This is a genomic window from Kribbella sp. DT2, from assembly GCF_049844575.1.
Taxonomy (GTDB): domain Bacteria; phylum Actinomycetota; class Actinomycetes; order Propionibacteriales; family Kribbellaceae; genus Kribbella.
This window is the reverse complement of sequence record NZ_JBNCLH010000003.1, coordinates 641,463-663,816: the sequence shown is the minus strand read 5'-3', so window position 1 is coordinate 663,816 and position 22,354 is coordinate 641,463. Positions and strand designations below refer to the sequence as shown.

The window sequence follows — 22,354 nt, the reverse complement described above, 5'->3', positions numbered from 1 at the left end:
CTACCCCGTGATAGGCGATCCACCGCCTGCTCGATGCGCCCGGGCATCCCCCTGTAGACGTCCGGGCGCAAGCTTCAGCTCCGGGTCAGCTCGTCGAGCAACCGCACAGCCATCGCATCACTGGCCGGCAGGCCCTCGATCCAGATCCGGGCCAGCTGGGGCTCGTCGGTGTCGAGCCGCCACTGGGTGATCAGCGCTCGGACCGTCGCGACCTGGTCCGGCAGGTTCGGCTCGCGGTCGACGAGCGCCGCCGCGCGGTGTGAGCCGAGGCGGCCCAGTACGTCACCGCCGGCGAACACGATCCGCAGGCACTCCGCGACGTCGACGAGCCGGAGCTCGCGGTCGAACGGCGTGGTGCCGGGCGGGTTGAGCGGCTCGACCACCACCAGTGCGTGGGTCGCCGGTACGGAAGTTCCACGGAGATCGGCCTCCCGGTAGATCTCGCCGAGGCGGGACCGCAGGTGCGCCAGGCTGGACAGCCCGGTCAGCGGGTCCTCGCAACTCAGTGAGTGCAGGTAGATGAGGGATGCTTCGGCCCAGCTGGAACTGAGTGCGCGTACCGCGGCGAAAGCCGGCTCGCCCCCGGCGATCGAGCGGTACAACGCACTCAGTCCATCAAGTGCCTCGAGCAGCGAGACCCCGTCGGCCGCCAAGCGGCGTCCGACCTCGTCACTCGCAGGCACGACGTCGGCCCCGTCCCGGAGCGCCTCGGCAATCGCGAGGTAGGCACTCCGGTCGGGACCAGCTGTGCCGTGCGGCTCCCTCCTTCCGCACGGTTGCTCTGCCGACGACGCTTCCGGCCGGTCCCGGGCGAGCGACCCCGCCAGGTTCGGACCACGCAGCGAGTCGAACCGCCGGCGGATGTCCGCGTACAACGACATGACCCTCCTCAACGCAGTCCTTCAGCCTCCCGACCGGGTGGCCGGAAGCGTCGTTCTGAGGGAGAGACAGCGCGATGACGGGTTCATGACGCAGATTTCGGAGAATTTTTCTCGTAACCTCGGACCGGTCGCCGTCGTCAGGAAAGGTGCGCCGATCCGTCCCATCTGGGAGTCTTGACCTCGGCAACTAAGTGACAGACGGTGACGAAGCGATGACAGCAGGGGGAACGGGCGCGATGGAGGAAGTACCGAGCGACGCGGAGCTGATCGCGCGTGTGCGTTCGGGCGACCTCGAGGCGTACGGCGAGCTGTTCGCGCGCCACCACCACGCGGCCGAGCGGATGGCCCGGCAGCTGGTGCCGGCCAACGACGCCGACGACCTGGCCAGCGACGCCTTCGCGAAGGTGCTCGATGCCCTCCGCAACGGCGGCGGCCCGGACGTCTCGTTCCGGGCGTACCTGCTGACGACCGTACGACGGGTGCACGTCGACCGGATCCGGGCCGGCCGCAAGGTCACCTCGACCGACGACATCGCGGCGTACGAGCGGGAGCCCCAGGGCTTCGACGACCCGACGGTGACCGGCTTCGAGAGCGGCGCGGCGGCGAAGGCGTTCGCCTCGCTGCCGGAGCGCTGGCAGGCCGTGCTGTGGCACACCGAGGTCGAGGGCGAGAAGCCCGCGGCCATCGCTCCCCTGCTGGGCCTGACCGCCAACGGCGTCTCCGCGTTGGCCTACCGAGCCCGTGAGGGTCTGCGCCAGGCGTACCTGCAGCAGCACCTGGCCGACGTCGCCGGTGACCGCTGCCGCTGGACTACCGAGCGCCTGGGCGCCTACGTCCGCGGCGGCCTCACCAAGCGCGAGAACCGGAACGTCCGCGAGCACCTGGACGACTGCGCCAAATGCACCGCGGTCTACCTCGAGCTGGTCGAGGTCAACAGCGCGCTGCCGGCACTGCTCGCTCCGGCCCTGCTGGGCACGGCCGGCCTGGGTTACCTGGCCGCCGTCTCAGGCGCGAAGGTCGGACTGGTCGGCTTCTTCGTCACCGGCTGGCAGAAGGCCACCGAGAACAGCACCCGTACGGCGGTCAGCGCCGGTACGGCGGTCGTGGTCGTCGTCGCCGCCGTGATGGCGGCGCTCGCACTGACCGGCAACGACACACCCCCGGCAGCGATCGACCAGCCGTCGGCCCAGCCGACACAGCAGCCGCCGCCCCCGCCGCCTCCCGTCAACCCCACGCAGAAGCCGCCGACGCAGAAGCCGCCGGAGACCCAGCCGACACAGCCGGACCCGACGCAGCCCGAGCCCACTGAGCCGGAGCCGACTACGGCTCCCACTACCGCGCCCACCACGGCCCCGACCACCCCGCTGCCGACGCCGCCGTTGCCGACCACGCCGATCCTCGACGAGGGCCTGCTGACGATCAGCCTGCCCACCGGCGGCGGCAGCCCCTCCACCGGAGGGCCTGGCGGGGGCAGCCCCGCGGCGTACGGGCCGTGGACGCGGAGCGTGGCCGAGCGGGACGCCGGTCTGCGCGCCACGGTCTCCATCAAGGTCCCGGCGAGCAACACCGACCCCGTCGTCATCGGCATCAAGTTCGGCAAGGCCCTGCAGTGGCCCCTGACCGGCAACCCGGCCGGCTGGACCTGCACCAAGGCCGCCGACGGCAGGAGCGGCAGCTGCACGGCCGTCAACCCGGCGGCACCGCCCACGCTCCCGATGACGTTCACCGAGCCCACCGGCGGCGCGGTGGCCGACCGGACGTTCACCGTCTCCGGCAAGTCCGGCCGTCTGTACGACGACGACTCCGCGACGCTGACCGCTCCCCCGCGCCTCGACGAGAGCCTGCTCAAGCTGGCCGTCCGCAAGACCGACCCGGACCGCTACTTCCGCACGATCACCGTGGCCCCCGGCACCGACCGGACCGGCGTCACGCTGAAGCTGACGTACGGCGCTTCGCTGGAGTGGCCGCTGGCCGCCAACCCGACCGGCTGGAAGTGCAACCCGGCCGCCAGGACCTGTACGTCGACCACGCCGACCAAGCCGGCGCCGCTGCCCGCCGACTTCGCCGTACCGGACGGTGGGTCCGCGGCGGCCCGCACGTACACGGTGACGGCGACGGCCGGGCTGCTGCACGACACCGACTCGGAGACACTGGCACCGGTCCGGCTGGACGAGTCGCTGCTGCGGATCCTCACCCCGGACCCGCACAACGACCCGAACCCGTTCGTCTACAACAGGTTCCTCGACCTGAGCGGCACGACCGGTCCGGTCACGCTGGAGATCTCCTGGGGCAAGAGCGTCACCCTGGTCTCCTACATCTCCCGGGGCTGGACCTGCTCGCGCTCCACCGACGTACGGCGTGCGACGTGCTCGACGGACAACTACACGAAGTCCCTGAACACCGAGTGGGCCGCCTGGCCTGGCTCCGGGGTCAAGAACCAGATCACCGTCAAGGCGGTCACCCCGGGCCGGTACGACACCGACACCGCCCAGATCCCGCCGACGGCGCACAGCAAGCGCTAATCGGTTTGGCGTCGCCGGGGCGGCGCCCTAGGCTTGCTGCTGTTCGCGCTGACGGAACCGAGTAGCGCCGGACACCTGTGCTTCCAGAGAGTCGCCGGTAGCTGCGAAGGCGACGTACAGGCCCGGCCGTGAAGACACTCCTGAGCGAATGCGACAGCAAGAGGCCGGACTGGGCAGACCAGACCGGTGAAGGTGTGGTGGCACCGCGAGTTCCCCTTCGCCCACACCTCCGGGGTTCGAGTAATCCGACGGAGGTGAAACAGCGATGCGCATTCTCAACCACGAGATCCCCTCAGCAGTAGGCCAGACCGTCACGGTGGCCGGCTGGGTGCACCGAAGACGACGGCTGGCCACGGTCAGCTTCCTGGTCCTGCGGGACCGGTCCGGCCTCAGCCAGGTCGTCGTCAAGGCGCCGGAGACCCAGGCCCAGCTGGACGGGCTCGGTGAGGAGACCGTCGTCCAGGTGACCGGTACGGTCGCCGCCAACCCGCAGGCGCCCGGTGGGGCCGAGCTGGTCGACCCGGTGATCGTCCCGCTGACCGAACCGGCCAAGACGCCGCCGATCGAGCTGTGGCGTCCCACGGTCGGCGCTGGTCTGCCGGTCGTGCTGGACAACGCACCGGTCGCTCTGCGGCACCCGGCGGTCCGGGCCGGCTGGGAGGTCGCGGCAGCCGCGCTGCACGGGTTCCGCAGCACGCTGGACGGCGTGGACTTCACGGAGATCCAGACGCCGAAGATCGTCGGTACGGCGACCGAGTCGGGCGCCAACGTGTTCGCGCTCGACTACTTCGGCGGTTCGGCGTACCTGGCCCAGTCGCCGCAGTTCTACAAGCAGACGATGGTCGGGGTGTTCGAGCGGGTCTACGAGGTCGGTCCGGTGTTCCGGGCCGAGCCGCACGACACGGTCCGGCACCTGGCCGAGTACGTGTCGCTGGACGCGGAGTTCGGCTTCATCGGCGACCACCGCGACGTACTGGCCGTGCTGCGCGACGTACTGGCGGGCATGCTCGCGGCGGTCGGGTCCAGAGCCGGTACGGCGCTGGAGCGGCTCGGGGTGGAGCTGCCGGAGATCCCGGTCGAGGTACCGGTGCTGCACTTCTCCGAGGCGCTCAAGCTGGCGGGAGCGGACCCTGGTGAGCCCGACCTGTCGCCTGCTGACGAGAGGGCTATCGGCGAGTGGGCGCTGCGGGAGCACGGCAGCGCTTTCGTGGCGGTCGAGGGCTACCCGATGGTGAAGCGGCCGTTCTACACGCACCCGCAGCCGTCGGACCCTCGCTGGTCGAACTCCTTCGACCTGCTGTTCCGTGGGGTCGAGCTGGTCACCGGTGGGCAGCGTCTGCACCGCTACGGTGACTACCTGGCCGCACTGGCGGCCCGGGGCGAGTCCACCGACTCGTACAGCTCCTACCTACAGGCGTTCCAGCACGGCATGCCACCGCACGGCGGCTTCGCCATCGGCCTGGAACGCTTCGTGGCTCGCCTCACCGGTGCGGAGAACGTCCGGGAGGTCACGCTGTTCCCGCGCGACCTGCACCGGCTGACTCCGTGAGCTAGTCGGCACGCCCGCTCCACTGTGCTCGGTGCATGATGTGCGCCATGAGTGCTGACGTGGAGCGGGCGGTGCTGGCGGCTCTGGACGACGACCTGATCGTCGAGGAGCTGCGGGAGCTGGTGCGGATCCCGAGTGTCGACGGGACCGCTGGGGAGAACGTGGCCCAGGAGTGGGTCGCCGGGCGGCTGCATGGGCTCGGGATGGCGGTCGACCACTGGCAGCTGGACCTGCCGGCGGTGACCTCGGACCCCGCCTTTCCGGGGATGGAGGTTCCGCGCAGCGACGCCTGGGGCTGTGTGGGGACGCTCGGTGAGGGGGTGCCGGGGCTGGTCTTCAACGGCCACGTGGACGTCGTACCGCCGGGTGATCTCGCGCTGTGGCCGGACGGCGACCCGTACTCGGCGCGGGTCAGCGACGGCATCATGTGGGGCCGCGGGACCTGCGACATGAAGAGCGGGATCGCCGCGTTCCTCGGCGCGGTCCGGGCGGTTGTTGCTTCGGGCATCGAGTTGCGGCGGCCGCTGGCCGTGCACACGGTGGTCGGCGAGGAGGACGGCGGGCTCGGCACGTTCGCCACCCTGCGCCGCGGGCACTCCGGTGCCGCCTGCCTGATCGCCGAGCCGACCGCCGGCACGGTGATCCCCGCGAACGCCGGCTCGCTCACCTTCCGGCTGGAAGTCCCCGGGCTCGCCTCGCACGGCTCGACCCGGACCCGTGGCGTCAGCGCGATCGAGAAGTTCGAGCTGATCCACGCGGCGCTGCGCGAGCTGGAGGCCGGGCGGAACCGTGCGCCGCACCCGCTGCTCGAGCACCTCGACCTGGCCTACCCCCTGTCGATCGGCACGATCCACTCCGGCGACTGGGCGAGCACAGTGCCCGACCTGCTCGTGGCCGAAGGCCGGTACGGCGTACGGCTGGGTGAGCCGGTCGAGGACGCGCTGGCCGCCTTCGCGGACGCGGTCGCTGCTGCCTGCGAGAAGGACGACTGGCTGCGGGACCGCCCGGTCAAGGCGACCTGGCCCGGCGGGGTGTTCGCGTCCGGTCAGCTGCCGGACGGTGACCCGCTGCTCGACGACACACTGCGCGCTGTGGTGGACGCGGGTGCGGGGGCTCCGGAGGTCAGGGGTGGGCCGTACGGGTCCGACCTGCGGCAGTACGCGGCGGCCGGCGTACCGACGTTGCAGTACGGGCCCGGCGACGTCCGCTACGCCCACGCCACCGACGAGCACGTCGCCCTCGCCGAGGTCCTGCACTGTGCGCGGGTCTACGCGCTTCTGGCTGTTCGCCGCTGCTCCTAGTGGTACAAAGTGGCCATGGAACCGCTGCGTGGGCGCTCGGCCGAGTTGGGCCGGTTGCTGGAGGCCATGCGCGCGGCGGACCAGGGTGCTGCGTCGCTGACCGTTGTCACCGGCGAACCGGGCATCGGGAAGTCGGCGCTGCTGCGCGCGGCGATCGAGCAGGCCGAACGGCACGGGTTGCTGGTCGCAACTGCCACTGCGCACCAGACGGACAACATCAGTCCGCTGTCCTCACTCGCTCCGGCGCTCCGGGCGGGCAAAGAGCCGCTGATCGGCACCGAGCACTTCCTGGAGCTGGCCGCGCTCAACACCCAGCCGCTCTGGCTCGCCGAGCGGCTTGCTGACCTCGTCGGTCAGCGCCTGGCGGGCACGGCCGCGCTGGTCGTGCTGGACGATGCGCAGTGGTCCGACCCGCTCACCGGGTTCGTGCTGCGGGTGGTGCTGTCGCGGCTGGCTGACGCCCGGATCATGTGGTTGCTGGCGACCCGTCCGGCGCCTGGCGGGGTGACCGACCAGCTCGTCGACGCACTGGGCGACCAGCTGCCGGTGCACCTGGTCCAGGTGGCTCCGCTGGACTCCGAGGCCGTGCTGCAGATTGCCGCGGACCGGCTGAACCAGCCGGTGGACGCTGCCCTGTCTGTCCGGCTTGGTGGCGCGCAGGGCGTGCCCTTCCTGGTGGAGCAAGTTGTCGCCGGCCTCTACCTTTCCGACCTGCCCGACGGCCTGGTCGAAGGCGTCCGACGACGCACGGCCGGTACGACGGAGCTGTGCCGCACGTTGCTGCGGACTGCCGCGGTGTTCGGCAGCGAGTTCCGGCTGGAGGACGTCGCCGCGCTGATGCGCGAGGGCGTCGCGCGGCTGGCCGAGCCGCTGGACGAGGCGATCCGGGCCGGGCTGCTGGCGGACAGCGGAGCCCACCTGACCTTCCGGCACGAGCTGCTGCGGGCCGCCGTACTGGCTGATGTGCCGCCGTCGGCCCAGCGGGCGCTGCACTCCGCCATCGCCGACCAACTGCTGCTCACGGAGCAGGGCGCTTCGGCTGCCGCTCCACACATCCTGGCGACTGCAGCTGTCGGCGACCTGACAGCCATCAGCACACTCCGTTCGGCTGCGCGCGATCTGATCATCACCATGTCGATCACTGCGCTGTCGGTGATCCAGGAGACGTTCGAGCTGACTCCGGTCGACCAGCCGATCCGCGGCGAGGTCGGTGCGGACGTGGTCGAGATCCTGCTCGCCGCCCACCAGTACGACGCCGCGCGGGCGTTCGCCGACGACCTGCTCGGCGGGACGCCGCTTTACCAGGGCCCGGTGACGCCTGAGCTGGCTGCGCGGGTCCTGCTGCTGCTGGCGCCGCACGAGTGGGCTGTCGGCGTGCTGGACCCTTCGCGCCTGACAGTCTCCGGCTCGCCACAGGCCTTGGCCGACCGCCTCGCTGCCTACCAGGTACTGGCCGGCGCAACCGACCCGTTCGAGACAGATGACCCGGTGACGAGCGCACTGCTTCAGCTCGCCCGAGCCGAGCAGGCGGCAGCCGAAGGACGCTTCGCCGACGCAGCCGCGGCCTACGCGTCCGCACGCGGGCGGCATACCGCTCTCCTCACCGAGGTCGGCGCCCCACCTGCGGTGCGGGTCGAGCTGGCCGAGCTCTTCTGCCGCGCTCAAGCGGGTGAGCCGGCCGCCGCTCTCCAGCGGCTGTCCGAGGGCATCGACGGCGACTCCTGGCTGGCGCCGCAGGTCGCCGTCCTGCGGGCTCAGCTGGAGCTTGCCCTCGGCAACCTCCCTGCGGCGCGTGCAGCCGCCAGGGCGAGCCTCCGCTGGGCCGCCGAGTTCCACGAGCCGTCGACCGAGCCGATGGCCCGTCAGGTCCTCGCACTGATCGCCCTGCTCCAGGGAGATCTCGCTGCCGCCCGCAAGGTCCCCGACGAACCAGTCCGGGCTCTGCTCGCGATGGCCGACGGCGATGCGACGGCAGGTCGGCGCCTGCTGGCCACGCCCCTGGACCACCCGATCCGGCTGGAACTCCTGCTCCACGCCGCTGCTCACGGGCCCGACACCACCGAAGCCGTCGCCGAGCACGCCGCCCTCACCCCGGTAGCTCACCTGGCTGCCGCCTATCACCAGCAAGACCCAGCGGCGCTCACCGAGGCAGTCGACCAGTTGCGCTCTACTGACCGACACCTGCTGCTCGCCGAGGCCGAGGAGCTGCACGGCCGGGTCGAGCTGGAGCATGGCGACCGCAGTACCGGCATCGCCGCGCTGGAGCGCGCACTCGACTCCTACACCCAGCTGGGCGCCACGGCGTTCGCCGTACCGGTGCAGGCCGTGCTGCAGGCAGCTGGTGTACGCCGGCGCCGCTGGTCCGCCGTACCGACGCGGCCGGAGTCCGGCTGGGAGGCGCTGACTCCGATGGAGCGCAAGGTCGCGCTGCTCGTTGCCGACGGCCACACCAACCGCTCGGCGGCCGAGGAGCTGGTGCTGTCGGCCAGCACGGTCGGCACCCACCTGCGCAACGTCTTCAGCAAGCTCGACGTCAACTCGCGCGTCCAGCTCACCCGGCTGGTGCTGCAGCAGTTCGCTTCTCCCCCGAACGCATGAGTTTTGGGTGCACCGGCCGCTGCTGAGGAAGGCCGGCGGGTGCGCAAGTTCCCGTCTTCGGTCGATCCGGCGAAGCAGCCGTCGGCGGTTTTCTAGAGGCACAAGGAAACCGCTGACCAAGAACCGAGGACAAGACAATGAGCGAGAAGAACCCCACCGCGCTGCTGGTGCACGGCGCCTTCGCCGACGGCGGCAGCTGGGCCGGCGTGGTCGCCGAGCTGGAGAACCGCGGCATCAAGGCGATCGCCGTACCGAACGACCTGTCCGGAGCGGCCGCCGACGGCCGCAAGGTGGCGGCGCTGGCCCGGGAGATCGACGGCCCGGTCGTGCTGGTCGGCCACTCGTACGGCGGTGCGGTGATCACCTCGGCCGCCAACGACGCCGACAACGTCACCGCACTGGTCTACGTGACCGCGTTCGCGCTGGACGAGGGCGAGGGCATCCTCGAGTACCTCGGCAACTTCCCGGCCAACGAGCTCGGTACGTCGCTCGCGCCGCACCAGTTCGGCGAGCAGACCTACCTCAGCATCGCCGAGGACAAGTTCGCGAAGATCTTCGCCGCGGACGTCCCGGCCGGACAGTCCCTGGTGATGGGCCGCTCGCAGCGCCCGATCGCCGCCGCCGCCTTCGAGGAGAAGTCCGGCGCCGCGAGCTGGAAGCGACTGCCGAGCTACTACCTGGTCGCCACCGCCGACAACGCCATCCCGGTCGAGGCGCAGCGCGCCATGGCCGAGCGGGCCGGCGCGAAGACCACCGAGGTCGACGGTTCGCACGCGGTCGCGGTCTCGCAGCCGCTGGCCGTCGCCGAGTTCGTCGCGAGCGCGGTCGAGGCAGGTGCGGACAAATGAGCACCCGTCGCCGCTTCCTGGCCACCGTCGCCGGTGTCGCCTCCGCCGCCCTGCTGACCGTCGGCGTCACCACCGCCGCCGCTCTTCCCGACCACCACAGCTCCCCGAAGCCGACCGTCGTCCTGCTGCACGGCGCGTTCGCGGACGGCTCCAGCTGGAACGAGGTCTCCGAACGCCTTCAGCGCGACGGCTACAAGGTCGTCGTACCGGCTGTGCCACTGCGCAGCATCGCCGGCGACACCGAGTACCTGTCCGGCGTACTGGCCGGGATCCCTGGTCCGAAGGTCCTCGTCGGTCACTCGTACGGCGGTGCGCTGGTCAGCCAGCTGGCCGGCACGCCCGGGGTCAAGTCGCTGGTGTACGTCGCGGCCTTCATCCCGCAGGCCGGTGAGACGATCGGCGACCTGAACGCGAAGTACCCCGGTAGCCTGCTCGGCCCGGACACCAGTACCACCATCACGTACCCCGGTGGAGCGGACCTGCTGGTGAAGCCCGAGTCCTTCCGCCAGGTCGTCGCAGGGGATCTCCCCCGCAGCCAGGCCGCCGTGCTCGCCGCCTCCCAGCGCCCGGTCGCCGCCGCCGTCTTCGGTGAGAAGGTCGCCAGGACAGCACCGGCCAACCTCCCCAAGTACGCCGTCGTCGCCACCGGCGACCACGCCATCCCCCCGGCCGTCGAGCGCTACATGGCCAACCGGGCCCACGCCACCACGATCGAGGTGAACGGCTCCCACCTGGTAGCCCTCTCCCAGCCCCAGAAGGTCACCAACCTGATCGAACGCGCCGCCCGCTGAACACACTCCCGAGGGGTGGACCTGTCACAGGTCCACCCCTCGGGAATACCCACCTCGAGTGAAGTAGTTGTTGTTGTTCATGCGTATTGATGTCTGGTCCGATGTCGTCTGCCCCTGGTGCTACATCGGCAAGCGCCGCCTCGAGGAAGCGCTCGCGACCTCCGGCGAGCAGGCCGAGGTCGTCTACCACAGCTTCCAGCTAGACCCCGAAGCCACCAGCGATGACGACCGCGACCTGGCCACCCGCATCGGCGAGAAGTACGGTCGCGGCCGCGAGTGGGGCCTGCAGGCCAACGAGCACGTCACCGGCGTCGCCCGCGAGGTCGGCCTCGAGTTCAACTTCGACGTCGCCAAGTCGGCCAACACCGTCGACGCCCACCGCCTCCTCCACCTCGCCCGCGAGCTCGGCTCTTCCGGCGAGGTGCCCGCCGACACCCAGGCCCGTCTCAAGGAGCGCCTCCTCAAGGCCTACTTCACCGACGGCCTCCCGGTCGGCGACCACGCCACCCTGACCCAGCTCGCGACCGAGACCGGCCTCGCCGCCGACCGCGTGACCGAGGTCCTCGCCAGTACGACGTACGAGCAGGAAGTGGCAGCCGACCAGGCCCAGGCCCTCGCGTACGGCGCCAACGGCGTCCCGTTCTTCGTCATCGACGAGAAGTACGGCGTCAGCGGCGCCCAGCCGACCGAGGTGTTCCAGGAGGCCCTGCGCCAGGCCGCCGCCGACCGCAAGCCGGTGACGCTGATCACCTCCGGCAGCACCGACGACGCCGTCTGCGGCCCGGACGGCTGCCCGATCTGATGAAGTCTCGGCCCGGTGGGAGGGGTTGGGCCGAAGACACACGGGTACCTGGTGCCCAGATCGCTTCGCCGGACGATGTAAGAAGGAGCCATGACTGTCGTGCGCGCACTGGCCAGGCCGTTGCTGTCCGTTCTCTTCGTCGTGCAGGGCGCCAACTCGGTGCGCAACCCGGAGCCACTGGTTCCGAAGGCGCAACCGGTGACGGACCGCCTGGTGCCGCTGGTGAAGCGGGTCGCCCCGCCACAGGTCGGCGGCCGCATCCCTGACACGACAGCCAACCTCGTCCGCCTCAACGGCGCCGTCCAGGTGCTCGGCGGCCTGGCACTCGCCAGCGGCAAGGGCCGGCGCCTCGGCGCCGGACTGCTGGCCGCCTCACTCGTACCGACCACGATGGCCGGGCACCCGTTCTGGCTGGAGAAGGACAAGCAGGCCAAGCAGGCCCAGCGCATCCAGTTCATGAAGAACCTCGGCCTGTTCGGCGGCCTGCTGCTCGCGGCGGTCGACACCGAGGGGCAGCCGGGTCTGGTCTGGCGTGCCTCGCACGGCGCGAAGGCGGCGAAGCGGGAGACCAAGCGCGGCGCGAAGCTCGCCAAGCGCGAGACCAAGCAGCTGGCCAAGTCCGCGCGGCGCGAGACCAAGCTGGCTGCCCGGACCGCACGGGCCGAGCTGCCCTTCATCTGAGACCTGTGGACAACCGGCACCTGGTCCAGGTGCCGGTTTTCTGCTGTCCGGGGTCCTGTGGACAGAGCGCGACGCCGTACGGCGTGCATGCCCTAGGCTCTTGAGCGACATCAGGTTTCGCTGGAGGAGTGTTATGGGGACGTCAGAGGGCTGGCCGGCACCGCGCCCGGCCGGGGCTGTTCACGGCCGGGTCACCGTGCCGGGATCGAAGTCGATCAGCAACCGTGCGCTGATCCTCGCCGCGCTCGCGGACGGGCCCTCCACCCTCTCCGGCCTGCTCGCCGCGCGCGACACCGCGCTGATGCGGGCCGCCCTGGTCTCGCTCGGCGTGGGCATCAGCGAGAAGGACGGCCTGGTCACCGTCACGCCCGGTTCGCTCAAGGGCCCGGCCGACGTCGACTGCGGCCTGGCCGGCACCGTGATGCGCTTCGTCCCGCCGGTCGCCGCGCTGGCCGACGGCGTCATCTCCTTCGACGGCGACCCGTACGCACGCGAGCGCCCGATGAACGTCATCCTCGGCGCCCTGCGCACGCTCGGTGTCGAGATCGACGACCACGGCACCGGCCGGATGCCGTACGCCGTGAGCGGCACGGGTTCGGTCCGCGGCGGCGAGGTCACGCTGGACGCGTCCGGTTCGTCGCAGTTCGTCTCCGCGTTGCTGCTGGCCGGCGCCCGGTACGACGCAGGGGTCGACCTTCGCCACGACGGGAAGCCCGTGCCGTCGCAGCCGCACCTGGACATGTCGGTGGCGATGCTGCGCGAGCGCGGTGTCGCGGTCGACGACAGCGAGCCGAACCGGTGGGTCGTTGCCCCCGGCCCGATTCGTGCGCTGGACGCCGTGATCGAGCCCGACCTGTCGAACGCAGCGCCCTTCCTGGCAGCGGCCGTCGTCACCGGCGGGTCGGTCACCGTCACGGGGTGGCCGACGGCAACGACCCAGCCGGGCGGCCAGCTGCCGGAGCTGCTGTCGCGTTTCGGCGCCGAGGTCTCGCTGGCCGACGGCGAGCTGACCGTGCGCGGGACCGGACGGATCGCGGCGGCCGACCTGGACCTGGGCGAGGTCGGCGAGCTGTCGCCGGTGCTGGCGGCCATCGCCGTACTGGCTGACGGCCCGTCGTACTTCCGTGGCATCGCGCACCTGCGCAACCACGAGACGGATCGGCTGGCGGCGCTGGAGACCGAGTTCAACGCGCTCGGGAGCGACGTCACGCAGACACCTGATGGGTTGGAGTTCCGGCCGAAACCCTTGCACGGTGGGCTTTTCGGCACGTACCACGACCACCGGATGGCGCACGCGGCCGCGGTGGTCGGGCTCGCCGTCGACGGGATCGAGATCGAGAACATCGGCACGACCGCGAAGACGCTGCCGGAGTTCCCCGAGCTGTGGTCCGCGTTGGCCGGATGAGCGCGCCCGTGGGACTGTCTGCCGAGCCCGCGATCGCACGCCTTGGCCGAGCTGCACGGCCAAGCGGCGCTGTCCCCGGGGGCGAGGCCTGATGTCGCGGTACGACGAGGAGGCGAAGTACGACCGGCCGAAGCGCCGTACCCGGCCGCGGACCAAGGACCGGCCGACGTACGACGACGCCGTGACCGGGTTCGTGATCACCCGCGACCGCGGGCGGTACACGACCTGGGTCGGCGAGGGCGATCGGGTCGTCACCGCGATGAAGGCCCGCCAGCTCGGCCGCAAGGGCGTCATCGTCGGCGACCGCGTCAAGCTCGACGGCGACGCGACCGGGGACGAAGGCACGCTGGCCCGGATCGTCGAGGTCCTCCCCCGCACGACGCTGCTGCGCCGCTCGGCCGACGACGACGATCCCGTCGAGCGCCCGCTGGTCGCGAACGCGGACCAGCTGGTGATCGTGGTCTCCGTCGCCAACCCCGAGCCGCGCACCCGTCTGATCGACCGCTTCCTCGTCGCGGCGTACGACGCCGGCATGCGCCCGCTGCTCTGCCTCACGAAAACCGACCTGGCCGACCCCGAGCCCCTCCTCTCGACGTACCGGCCGCTCGGCGTCGAGTCGGTCGCGACCCAGCAGGGCGGCAACCTCGACGACCTGGACGAACAGCTCCGCGACCGCACCAGCGTCATGGTCGGCCACTCCGGCGTCGGCAAGTCCACCCTCGTCAACGCCCTGGTCCCCGGCACGAACCGAGCCATCGGCGTAGTCAACGACAACACCGGCCGAGGCCGCCACACCTCCACCAGCGCCCTCCTCCTCCGCCTCCCCAAGGGCGGCTGGATCGTCGACACCCCCGGCATCCGCTCCTTCGGCCTGGCCCACGTCCAACCGGACCAACTCATCCACGCCTTCGCCGACCTGGCCGCCGAAACCACCAACTGCCCCCGAGCCTGCGGCCACTCCGAGTCCGACCCCGGCTGCGCCCTCGACGAAGCAGTCACCGAAGGCCGCATCGAAGCCGAACGAGTAGCCTCCTTCCGCCGCCTCCTAGCCAGCCGAGAAGGCCGCCCCGACCCCGCCTGACCCACCCCACGAGGCCGGCACAGCCGCGCGCACCACCAGCCAGCACAGCCCGGCTTACCTTCCAACCGTTTCCGGCCGCCGCGGCCTCAGCTGGCGCGGACCTCCCCGGCCGCACGGCAGACAACCTCAGCCCGAGACACAACCAACCGGGCACAGCCCGGCGGCCACAACCGGAGACCGCCAGGCGAGCACAGCCTGCACGCACCACCAAGCCGGACCAGCCCCGCGCACCACCAAGCCCGCACGCCGACGGGACCGCCAGGCCGACACAGCCGCGCGCACCACCAAGCCGGCACGCCGAGGCGCAGCGAGGCGGCACAGCGGGCTCAACTTTCTACCTGTCTCCCGGCCGCCGCGGCCCCAGCCAGCGCCGACCTCCCCGGCCGCATCGCCGACAACCTCAGCCCTCACCTTGTGAGGCTAGCCTTACCTAAGGCTAGGATTTGCGGTATGCGCTTCCACCCGGTCCACTTCGTCCCGTCCACGGACGCCCTGACGCGGCGCCGCCAGATCACCCTCGCCCTCACCGACCTGCTCGGCGCGGCAACCCGATGACCGCCGTCGTGATGGCCACCGTGACCGGCGTACACCAGACCAGCCCGTCCTTCCTCACCGTCACCCTGGCCGGCTGCGCGACGCTCGAGACCGGCGGGTTCGACCAGCGAATCAAGATCCTGCTCGCCCACCCAGGGCAACCCGAGCCAGTCCTCCCGCCCGCCGACAACTGGTACGGCGCATACCGCGAGCTGCCCGACCACGTCCGTCCGATCATGCGCACGTTCACGATCCGGGCGCAGCGCGGTGCGGAGATCGACATCGAGTTCGCCCTGCACGGTGACGCCGGCCCCGCGTCGTCGTGGGCCCGGTCCGCCGTACCGGGCAGCCGTCTCGGCATCATCGGCCCCGAGATCGGCGACAACCCGAAGGCTTACCAGTACGCCCCCGACTCCCCCGACTGGCAGCTGCTCGTCGGCGACGACACCGCCGTACCGGCGCTGGCCTCGATCATCGAGTCCCTCCCCGCCGACACCGTCGCGCGCGCGTTCGTCCAGGTCCCGCACGCCGCCGACGTCCGTGACTTCGACACCGCCGCGGACCTCGAGATCGCCTGGTCGATCGGCTCCGGTCTGGCCGACGCCGTCCGCTCCGCCAAACTCCCCGACGGTACGCCGTACGCCTGGGTGGCAGGTGAGGCCGGCATCGTCCGCGAGATCCGCCGCCATCTCACCGGCACGCTCGACTGGGACAGCAAGCCGCACTACTTCGGCGGCTACTGGAAGGCCGGCCAGTCAGAGGGCTAGCCCTACTTCGGCGGCAGCTGCCCGTCCCACACGGCCTTGGCGCCCGCGTCACCCGTGCGGATCGTCTGGTAGATCACCAGTACGCCGACCACGACGACGGCCGCGCTCAGCACCCACTCCAGCGGCCGGCTCTTGGTTGCCTTGGCACCCTTTCCGCTGGCCAACGCCGACGGCCCGGCCAGCAGCAGGACCGCGGCCACCACCAGCACCGCGAACCCGATCACGAACAGGAACAGCAGGTCCCCGCGGTCCTGGTGCAGCTTGACCGCCGGCTCCAGCTCCGGGATCGCCGCCAGGAACGCCTCGCCGCTCTTCTTCGCGACGAACGCCACCACCAGCCCGGCGATCCCGAGCAGCAGGGCCGGCCACCGCAACAGCCACCGCCACTTCGGCACCAGCGCGAACACGATCGCCGTCAGCGCGGCCACCGGCAGCACCACCACCGCGGCGTGAATCACCAGGACGTGCAGGGGAAGATCTCCGAAGCGTTCGAACATGACGCCTCCTGTGGCTCGACCGAAGTGAACTGACACCAACTGAACGTTCAACCACCCAGAACGGTTCAATCAGCTTAGGGCGTGTCTCCGACCGGCCGGTGGAGGCGCAGTACAGTGCAGCCGATCTTGGGGCTCGTGACCGGAGGAGCTGGAATGACCGCAGAGCGACCGCTGCCCACGCAGGACGACGTCCTCGGGTACTTCGACACCCTGTCCAACTGGGGACGCTGGGGCGACGACGACGAGCTCGGCACCCTGAACCTCATCACCGACGAGGTCCGGCTGGCGGCGGCGCAGACCGTGCGCCACGGCAGGAGCGTGTCGTGCGGGTGGGAGGTCGCCGTACCGGAGGAGATGGAGCGGTCGACGACGGCGTGCCCGTGCGCGGCCGAGATGCCGGGCGCCGAGCACATGCCGCCGCACTTCCACAACGACCGGCGCTGGGGCTTCTCCAACGAGCGGCTCGGCATCTTCTTCCACGGCAACACGATCACCCACGTCGACTCGCCGTGCCATCTCTTCTGGGACGGCAAGATGTACAACGGGCGGTCGCACTCGCTGGTCGACGCCGCCACGGGCTCGGCCTGGGCGGCCGTCACCGCCGCGGCGCACGGGATCGTCACGCGGGGCGTCCTGCTCGACGTCGCGGCCGTCCGCGATGTGCCGTGGCTCGAACCAGGCCAAGGCGTGTTCCCCGAGGACCTCGAGGAGGCCGAGCGCCGCCAGGGTGTGCAGGTGCGGTCCGGCGACGCGGTACTCGTGCGCACCGGCTACGGCCGCGCCAGGCACGAGTCCGGTGCGGTCGGCGGCATCGAGCAGGCCGGCTGGCACGCGTCCTGCCTGCCCTGGCTGCACGACCGTGGGGTCGCGCTGATCGGCGCCGACACTCCGCAGGACGTTCAGCCGTCGGGGTACGACGACGTACTGATGCCCGTGCACGCCGTGAGCCTGGTGGCGATGGGCCTGTGGCTGCTCGACAACTGCGACCTGGAGGCGTGCGCGGCAACGGCGGCCGAGCTCGGCCAGTGGGACTTCCAGCTCGCGGTCGCACCGGTCCGCTTCGCCGGTACGTCGGGCAGCCCGGTCAATCCCATCGCCACCTTCTGACCGCCGTACGCCGGACCGAGCGGCCGTGGATGAGCCGCTCACAGGTAGCCTTCCGGCATGCCTTCGCACACGGACGACCTGCGGCTTGCGCACATCCTGGCTGATGACGCGGACTCGACCACGATGGACCGGTACAAGGCGCTCGACCTGCACGTCGCGACGAAGCCGGACCTGACGCCGGTGAGCGATGCCGACCGCCGGGTCGAGGACGTGATGCGCAAGACGCTGGCCCGCGCGCGGCCGCGCGACGCGTTCGTGGGGGAAGAGGAAGGCACCACCGGCTGGGGCCCGCGGCGCTGGGTCGTGGACCCGATCGACGGGACGAAGAACTACATCCGCGGCGTCCCGGTCTGGGCCACGTTGATCAGCTTGATGATCGAGGACCAGGTCGTCGTCGGGGTGGTGTCCGCGCCGGCGCTCCAGCGGCGGTGGTGGGCGTCGTACGGCGATGGCGCGTGGACCGGCCGCGCACTGATGTCCGCGCAGCCCTGCCGGGTGAGTGACGTGAGCAAGATCGAGGACGCCTCGCTGTCGTACTCGTCCCTCAAGGGCTGGGACAAGCTCGGCAAGCGCGACCAGTGGGCCGACCTGATGGACGACGCCTGGCGCACCCGCGCGTACGGCGACTTCTGGTCGTACATGCTGGTCGCCGAAGGCGCCGTCGACATCGCGGCCGAGCCGGAGCTCAACCTGTACGACATGGCCGCCCTGTCGATCATCGTCGACGAGGCCGGCGGCAAGTTCACCTCCGTCGACGGCACCCCCGGCCCGACCGGCGCCAACGCGGTCGCCACCAACGGCCGCCTCCACGAAGAAGTCCTCAACCGGCTGTCCTGACGACCCGATCGGGCGGAGACGAACGCCGCTCGGCGCCCGTCCCCGCCCACCCGGCGACAGATCGTCAGGCCCGGGTCGAGATCCACTGGCTGTACCCGCGCCCCTCGACGGCGTACCGCAGGGACACCTTCGTACCTTCCTTGATGGAAAGGTCCCGGAAACCGCAGCCGACCTTCCCACCGTTGGTGTCGGTGACGGTCACGGACTTGTTGCCCCACCTCACCTCGCCCTTCACCCAACGCCCGTCGGCCGCCGTGTCACAGACGTGGAAGTACTCGCCGTCGGAGTGGAACTCCGACCAACCACCGGCAGGGCTGCTCGCCGCCCGCAGCCCGCTCGCGCTCGCCTCCTGCGGCATCGGTGCCGCCGAGGCCACCGTCCCGGCCAGGCAGGTCACCGCCACCGCAGCGCCGGCGACGACTGTCATTCGGACACGCTTCTTCATCGTCTCTCCTCAAACGGTTGAGTTTGTCGTCAGGCGCGCAGCGCACGCCAGGCCGAGTAGCCCTGGCCTTCGACGCCGATCCTCAGGTAGACCACGGTGCCGTCCTTGATGGAGAGGTTCTTGTGGCCGCAGCCGGTCTTCGAGCCGTTGGTGTCGGTGACCGACGCGGTCTTGCTGCCCCACTTCAGCTGGGCCTTCACCCAGCGCCCGTCAGCGAGCGTGTCACAGGCCCACAGGTGCTCGCCGTACGCGTTGAACTGCACGTAACCAGGGCTTGCCTGGATCTGCTGCACCGAGGTGGTTTCGGCCGGAGTCTCCGGCAGCGGCGCTGCCGAGGCCATCGTCGCGGTGACGCAGGACGCGGCTACGGCGGCGCCGGTGGCGATGGCCAGGCGGACACGGTTCTTCATGGTTTCTCCTTGGGTGATCGTGAAGTACCTACCGAGCGGCCGGCCCCCCCCCCCCCCCCCCGTTCCGGCCGGTTTCGACTGCACGCAGAGTCAAACGCGAACCCCTGTGGCCAACCTGAACTCGATCTGAAGCCGACCCGCGGCCGGGATAAACTCGCTCGGGATGGAGACAGCCGACCTGTGGTGATCAGACTGCTCGGGCCGCTGGAGATTCGCGGCCAGGACGACCAGTGGCAGCGGATCGAGGCTCCCAAGTGCCGGCTGCTGCTCGCGCTGCTGGCGATCAGCGCGGGGCATCCTGTCCCGCTCGACCGGATCGCCGATCGGCTGTGGCCGGACGGTCCGCCGAGGTCGGCGACCAACCAGATCCACGGGTACGTGTCGCGGTTGCGCGCGCTGCTCGACGACTCGGGCAGCAAGCAGGTGCTGATCACCCGCTCCCCCGGCTACGAGCTCGCCGCGGTCGAGCACCTGGACGCCGTACGGTTCGAGAGCCTGGCCGCCGAAGGGTCGGCCGCGCTCGACCGCGGCGATCTCGAAACGGCCGATGCGTCGCTGCGCGAGGCGCTGAGCCTGTGGCGCGGGCCCGCCTTCGCCGACGTCACGGACTGCCCGGAGGTCCTGACCGAGGCCGACCGCCTCAACGAGCAGCGGCTGACCGCGTGGGAGGCCCGGATCGAGGTCGACCTGCGGCTGGGGCGGCACGACCAGCTCGTCCCCGAACTGCGTCAACTCGTCGAGCAGCACCAGTTCCGGGAACGCTTCTGGTCGCAGCTGATCCTCGCCCTGCACCAGACGGGACGCCAGACCGACGCGCTCGCGACGTACCGGCAGCTGTACGAGCTTCTCGACCAGGAGGCCGGCGTCGCCCCGTCGAACGCGGTCCGGCAACTACACCAGCGAATCCTGGACAACGACCCTGCCCTGACCCGAAGCCACGAAAAGCCACCACTCAAGCAATCACCAGCAGCCCCACGCCAACTCCTCGCCCTCCCCACCGGATTCACCGGCCGCGCCCGCGAGCTTTCGATCCTCGACAACCTCCTCGATTCCACCGACGCCCCCGGCATCGCCGCGATCAGCGGCCTCGGCGGCACCGGCAAGACCGCGCTCTCGGCGTACTGGGCCCATCAGACCGCCGACCGGTTCCCCGATGGACAGCTGTACGTCGACCTTCGGGGCAACGGCCCCCATTCCCCGGTGACTCCACGCGACGCGCTCGGCCGCCTGCTGCGCGCCCTCGGCGCCGACCCCGCCCGCGTGCCCCAGGACGTGGACGAGGCAGCGGCCGCCTACCGCTCGCTGGTCGCCGACCGCCGGATCCTGATCATTCTCGATGACGCCCGGGACACCGAACACGTACGGCCGCTGCTGCCCGGGACCGGTCCAGCCGTCCTCTTGGTGATCAGCCGCCGTCGCCTGACCAGCCTGATGGCGCTGCATTCGGCGACGGCCGTTCCGCTCGGCCGGCTGGACGTGGCCGAGGGACTTGCCCTTCTCGAGGAGCTGCTCGGCGCCGACCGGGTCAACGCCGAACAGTCCGCGGCGGCCCGCTTGGTCGACCTCTGTGACGGGCTCCCGCTCGCGATCCGGATCAGCGCGGCCGATCTCGTGCAGCACCCCGAGCGGCTGTTCACCGAGCTGACCGCCACCTTGGACCCCGCGGACCGGCTCACCTCGATGGAGCTCGACGACGATCCCCGCGCCAACGTCCGGCTCGCGCTCGACCACTCGCACTCCCTGCTCAGCCCCGACGCGCGCCGTCTGCTCCGCCTGCTGGCGCTGACACCTTGCCCGGATCTGCCCGACGACGCGATCATCGCGTTGAGCGGTCTCGGTGCCGCCGCGGGTGCTCGCGTGCTCCGTCAGCTCGCCGACAGCCACTTGGTCGAACGGCGCAAGCCTGGGCGGTACACGCTGCACGACCTCGTCAAGGTGCACGCGCTCGAGCACGGACCGGCCGAGCCCGACGAGGACCTGGGGATCGAACGGCTGATCGCCTGGTACCTCGCGACGACCGCCCGAGCGATCGCGGAGTACCTCCCGGACGGCGTACGGGTCGTCGAGAAGATCGAGGCGATAGCACCCGTGCCGGACCTGACCGACCCGGTCGCAGCGCGATCCTGGCTGGAAGCCGAACGTCTCAACCTCAGCGCAGTCGTCCGTACGGCGGCCGAACGCGGCAGCGCCCGCGCCGCCTGGCAACTGTGCGACCTCCTCCGCGGCTTCTACTTCCTGCACCGTCACCCCGAGGACTGGATCGAGGTGGGACACCTCGGCCTCGCGGCGGCGCGGGCCGACGATCACCTCGCCGGTCAGGCCGGCGCCGAACTGTGTCTCGCGCAGGCCTACCGCTCGATGACCGCGTACGACGCCGCGCGCACCCACCAGCAGGCGGCGGTCGAGCTGGCCGGGCGGTCCGGGTGGAAGCTGGGCGAATCGATGGCCCTGAACGAGGTCGCCGTCCTGCACTTCGAGCAAGGCCGGATCGACGACGGGGTCGCCAGCCTGGAACGCGCGATCGTCATCGACGAGGAGACCGGTCACCGTGAGCTGCTGAGCCGGCACCTGATGAACCTCGGACTCGCTTGCCTGCACGCCGGAAAGCTCGACGAGGCCGCGAGCAGGCTGCGGTACGTCGTGACGCTGACCGCCCCCTCCGCCGGAATGCGCGCACTGGCCCAGAGCAGTCTCGGACTGGCGTTGTGGCTCCTCGGTCACCCGGTCCCGGCTCAGGTCCAGCTCGACGAAGCGCTTGCGCTGCAGCGCGAGCAGGGCCACGACGCCGGCCTCCTGATGACCCACGGCCAACTGGGCAACGTCTTGTGCGACCTGGGCCAGTACGCCGACGCCCTGACCCACGTCGAGCAGGCGCTCGCGATCGCCGACCGGATCCGCAGTACCCGGCTGCGCGGCGGCATCCTCGCCCTCCAAGCGCGGATCGAGCACTACGCCGGCCGCCCCGACGTCGCACTGCGCACCGCGGAAGAGGCCGAGCAACTCGCGCGCTCGGGTGAGAACAACCTCGAGCTCGCCGACGCGTTACTCGTTCGGGCCGACATCCACCTCGAGCTGAACGACCTCGACCAGGCGACCTCGGCATCCACCGAGGCACTCGCCCTTGCCGACGGTCACCAGTACCCGATCGAGGCCGGTCGGGCCCATGCGCTGCTCGCCGACGTCCATCTTGCCTCCGGCAACAAGGAGGCCGCGCAGCACTCGGCCGCCGCAGCAGAACGCCACCGGAAACGCACCGGCTACCGCGCGGACCAGGCTCGCCGGCAGTCCGCCTGACGCA

The 22,354-nt window shown here is 71.0% G+C and carries 18 protein-coding genes; 14 read left to right on the top strand and 4 right to left on the bottom strand.

From position 1 onward, the window contains the following. Nucleotides 1-74 precede the first annotated feature (74 nt). Nucleotides 75-881 (bottom strand): hypothetical protein, encoded by an 807-nt coding sequence (locus ACLQ2O_RS16455; protein ID WP_425832085.1) that lies wholly within the window; start codon nucleotides 879-881, stop codon nucleotides 75-77. 212 nt (nucleotides 882-1,093) lie between these two features. Between ACLQ2O_RS16455 and ACLQ2O_RS16450 the strand changes: the two genes are divergently transcribed. The 11 genes from ACLQ2O_RS16450 to ACLQ2O_RS16400 all read left to right on the top strand — a co-directional run bounded on the left by ACLQ2O_RS16450 (nucleotide 1,094) and on the right by ACLQ2O_RS16400 (nucleotide 15,760). Then, a complete protein-coding gene (locus tag ACLQ2O_RS16450) occupies nucleotides 1,094-3,403 on the top strand; it encodes a sigma-70 family RNA polymerase sigma factor (RefSeq protein WP_425832083.1) in 2,310 nt (769 codons plus the stop codon). A 265-nt stretch (nucleotides 3,404-3,668) separates the two neighbouring features. After that, nucleotides 3,669-4,952, top strand: a complete 1,284-nt coding sequence (gene aspS, locus ACLQ2O_RS16445) for an aspartate--tRNA(Asn) ligase (RefSeq protein WP_425832081.1) — start codon at nucleotides 3,669-3,671, stop codon at nucleotides 4,950-4,952. 47 nt (nucleotides 4,953-4,999) lie between these two features. Beyond that, complete coding sequence (locus tag ACLQ2O_RS16440) at nucleotides 5,000-6,253, top strand: ArgE/DapE family deacylase (protein ID WP_425832080.1); 1,254 nt, start codon at nucleotides 5,000-5,002, stop codon at nucleotides 6,251-6,253. Between the two features lie 15 nt (nucleotides 6,254-6,268). Further along, entirely contained in the window at nucleotides 6,269-8,851 is a 2,583-nt protein-coding gene (locus ACLQ2O_RS16435) for an ATP-binding protein (RefSeq protein WP_425832078.1), read from the top strand. A gap of 137 nt (nucleotides 8,852-8,988) precedes the next feature. Further along, nucleotides 8,989-9,699: an alpha/beta fold hydrolase gene (locus ACLQ2O_RS16430; RefSeq protein WP_425832076.1), complete on the top strand. Its 711-nt coding sequence runs from the start codon at nucleotides 8,989-8,991 to the stop codon at nucleotides 9,697-9,699. Then, nucleotides 9,696-10,490: an alpha/beta fold hydrolase gene (locus ACLQ2O_RS16425; protein WP_425832074.1), complete on the top strand. Its 795-nt coding sequence runs from the start codon at nucleotides 9,696-9,698 to the stop codon at nucleotides 10,488-10,490. Before ACLQ2O_RS16430 ends, ACLQ2O_RS16425 begins: the two co-directional genes overlap by 4 nt. 79 nt (nucleotides 10,491-10,569) lie before the next feature. Then, on the top strand, nucleotides 10,570-11,292 hold the full coding sequence (locus ACLQ2O_RS16420; RefSeq protein ID WP_425832072.1) for a DsbA family oxidoreductase: 723 nt from the start codon (nucleotides 10,570-10,572) through the stop codon (nucleotides 11,290-11,292). Between the two features lie 90 nt (nucleotides 11,293-11,382). Beyond that, on the top strand, nucleotides 11,383-11,973 hold the full coding sequence (locus ACLQ2O_RS16415; protein ID WP_425832070.1) for a DoxX family protein: 591 nt from the start codon (nucleotides 11,383-11,385) through the stop codon (nucleotides 11,971-11,973). A 133-nt stretch (nucleotides 11,974-12,106) separates the two neighbouring features. After that, the gene (aroA, locus tag ACLQ2O_RS16410) at nucleotides 12,107-13,378 is read left to right on the top strand and encodes a 3-phosphoshikimate 1-carboxyvinyltransferase (RefSeq protein WP_425832068.1); all 1,272 of its coding nucleotides are present in this window, start codon (nucleotides 12,107-12,109) and stop codon (nucleotides 13,376-13,378) included. 91 nt (nucleotides 13,379-13,469) lie between these two features. Next, a complete protein-coding gene (rsgA, locus tag ACLQ2O_RS16405; RefSeq protein ID WP_425832066.1) occupies nucleotides 13,470-14,459 on the top strand; it encodes a ribosome small subunit-dependent GTPase A in 990 nt (329 codons plus the stop codon). A gap of 551 nt (nucleotides 14,460-15,010) precedes the next feature. Further along, nucleotides 15,011-15,760, top strand: coding sequence for a siderophore-interacting protein (locus tag ACLQ2O_RS16400; protein WP_425832064.1), 750 nt, complete (start codon nucleotides 15,011-15,013; stop codon nucleotides 15,758-15,760). A gap of 2 nt (nucleotides 15,761-15,762) precedes the next feature. Here ACLQ2O_RS16400 and ACLQ2O_RS16395 read toward each other — a convergent pair whose 3' ends face one another. After that, nucleotides 15,763-16,257: a DUF2231 domain-containing protein gene (locus ACLQ2O_RS16395; protein WP_425832062.1), complete on the bottom strand. Its 495-nt coding sequence runs from the start codon at nucleotides 16,255-16,257 to the stop codon at nucleotides 15,763-15,765. A gap of 153 nt (nucleotides 16,258-16,410) precedes the next feature. On the opposite strand from ACLQ2O_RS16395, the gene ACLQ2O_RS16390 reads away from it, so the two are divergent. After that, entirely contained in the window at nucleotides 16,411-17,364 is a 954-nt protein-coding gene (locus tag ACLQ2O_RS16390) for a cyclase family protein (protein WP_425832060.1), read from the top strand. Between the two features lie 57 nt (nucleotides 17,365-17,421). Beyond that, nucleotides 17,422-18,201: a histidinol-phosphatase gene (gene hisN, locus ACLQ2O_RS16385; protein WP_425832058.1), complete on the top strand. Its 780-nt coding sequence runs from the start codon at nucleotides 17,422-17,424 to the stop codon at nucleotides 18,199-18,201. A 64-nt stretch (nucleotides 18,202-18,265) separates the two neighbouring features. Here the strand turns inward: hisN and ACLQ2O_RS16380 are convergent, their stop codons facing one another. Both ACLQ2O_RS16380 and ACLQ2O_RS16375 read right to left on the bottom strand, forming a co-directional pair. Continuing rightward, nucleotides 18,266-18,646, bottom strand: a complete 381-nt coding sequence (locus ACLQ2O_RS16380) for a hypothetical protein (protein ID WP_425832056.1) — start codon at nucleotides 18,644-18,646, stop codon at nucleotides 18,266-18,268. Nucleotides 18,647-18,675: 29 nt separating this feature from the next. Further along, a complete protein-coding gene (locus ACLQ2O_RS16375; protein ID WP_425832054.1) occupies nucleotides 18,676-19,056 on the bottom strand; it encodes a hypothetical protein in 381 nt (126 codons plus the stop codon). Nucleotides 19,057-19,236: 180 nt separating this feature from the next. Here ACLQ2O_RS16375 and ACLQ2O_RS16370 point away from each other — a divergent pair, with 180 nt between their 5' ends. After that, nucleotides 19,237-22,350, top strand: coding sequence for a BTAD domain-containing putative transcriptional regulator (locus ACLQ2O_RS16370; RefSeq protein WP_425832052.1), 3,114 nt, complete (start codon nucleotides 19,237-19,239; stop codon nucleotides 22,348-22,350). Nucleotides 22,351-22,354 lie beyond the last annotated feature (4 nt).

What these genes read in the sequence shown, in the direction of transcription:
- ACLQ2O_RS16380 (WP_425832056.1), bottom strand. Translation starts at nt 18,646, where the DNA reads ATGAAGAAGCGTGTCCGAATGACAGTCGTCGCCGGCGCTGCGGTGGCG.
- rsgA (WP_425832066.1), top strand. Translation starts at nt 13,470, where the DNA reads ATGTCGCGGTACGACGAGGAGGCGAAGTACGACCGGCCGAAGCGCCGT.
- ACLQ2O_RS16400 (WP_425832064.1), top strand. Translation starts at nt 15,011, where the DNA reads ATGACCGCCGTCGTGATGGCCACCGTGACCGGCGTACACCAGACCAGC.
- ACLQ2O_RS16435 (WP_425832078.1), top strand. Translation starts at nt 6,269, where the DNA reads ATGGAACCGCTGCGTGGGCGCTCGGCCGAGTTGGGCCGGTTGCTGGAG.
- ACLQ2O_RS16450 (WP_425832083.1), top strand. Translation starts at nt 1,094, where the DNA reads ATGACAGCAGGGGGAACGGGCGCGATGGAGGAAGTACCGAGCGACGCG.
- ACLQ2O_RS16420 (WP_425832072.1), top strand. Translation starts at nt 10,570, where the DNA reads ATGCGTATTGATGTCTGGTCCGATGTCGTCTGCCCCTGGTGCTACATC.
- ACLQ2O_RS16395 (WP_425832062.1), bottom strand. Translation starts at nt 16,257, where the DNA reads ATGTTCGAACGCTTCGGAGATCTTCCCCTGCACGTCCTGGTGATTCAC.
- ACLQ2O_RS16440 (WP_425832080.1), top strand. Translation starts at nt 5,000, where the DNA reads ATGAGTGCTGACGTGGAGCGGGCGGTGCTGGCGGCTCTGGACGACGAC.
- ACLQ2O_RS16455 (WP_425832085.1), bottom strand. Translation starts at nt 881, where the DNA reads ATGTCGTTGTACGCGGACATCCGCCGGCGGTTCGACTCGCTGCGTGGT.
- ACLQ2O_RS16390 (WP_425832060.1), top strand. Translation starts at nt 16,411, where the DNA reads ATGACCGCAGAGCGACCGCTGCCCACGCAGGACGACGTCCTCGGGTAC.
- hisN (WP_425832058.1), top strand. Translation starts at nt 17,422, where the DNA reads ATGCCTTCGCACACGGACGACCTGCGGCTTGCGCACATCCTGGCTGAT.
- ACLQ2O_RS16415 (WP_425832070.1), top strand. Translation starts at nt 11,383, where the DNA reads ATGACTGTCGTGCGCGCACTGGCCAGGCCGTTGCTGTCCGTTCTCTTC.
- ACLQ2O_RS16425 (WP_425832074.1), top strand. Translation starts at nt 9,696, where the DNA reads ATGAGCACCCGTCGCCGCTTCCTGGCCACCGTCGCCGGTGTCGCCTCC.
- aspS (WP_425832081.1), top strand. Translation starts at nt 3,669, where the DNA reads ATGCGCATTCTCAACCACGAGATCCCCTCAGCAGTAGGCCAGACCGTC.
- aroA (WP_425832068.1), top strand. Translation starts at nt 12,107, where the DNA reads ATGGGGACGTCAGAGGGCTGGCCGGCACCGCGCCCGGCCGGGGCTGTT.
- ACLQ2O_RS16430 (WP_425832076.1), top strand. Translation starts at nt 8,989, where the DNA reads ATGAGCGAGAAGAACCCCACCGCGCTGCTGGTGCACGGCGCCTTCGCC.
- ACLQ2O_RS16375 (WP_425832054.1), bottom strand. Translation starts at nt 19,056, where the DNA reads ATGAAGAACCGTGTCCGCCTGGCCATCGCCACCGGCGCCGCCGTAGCC.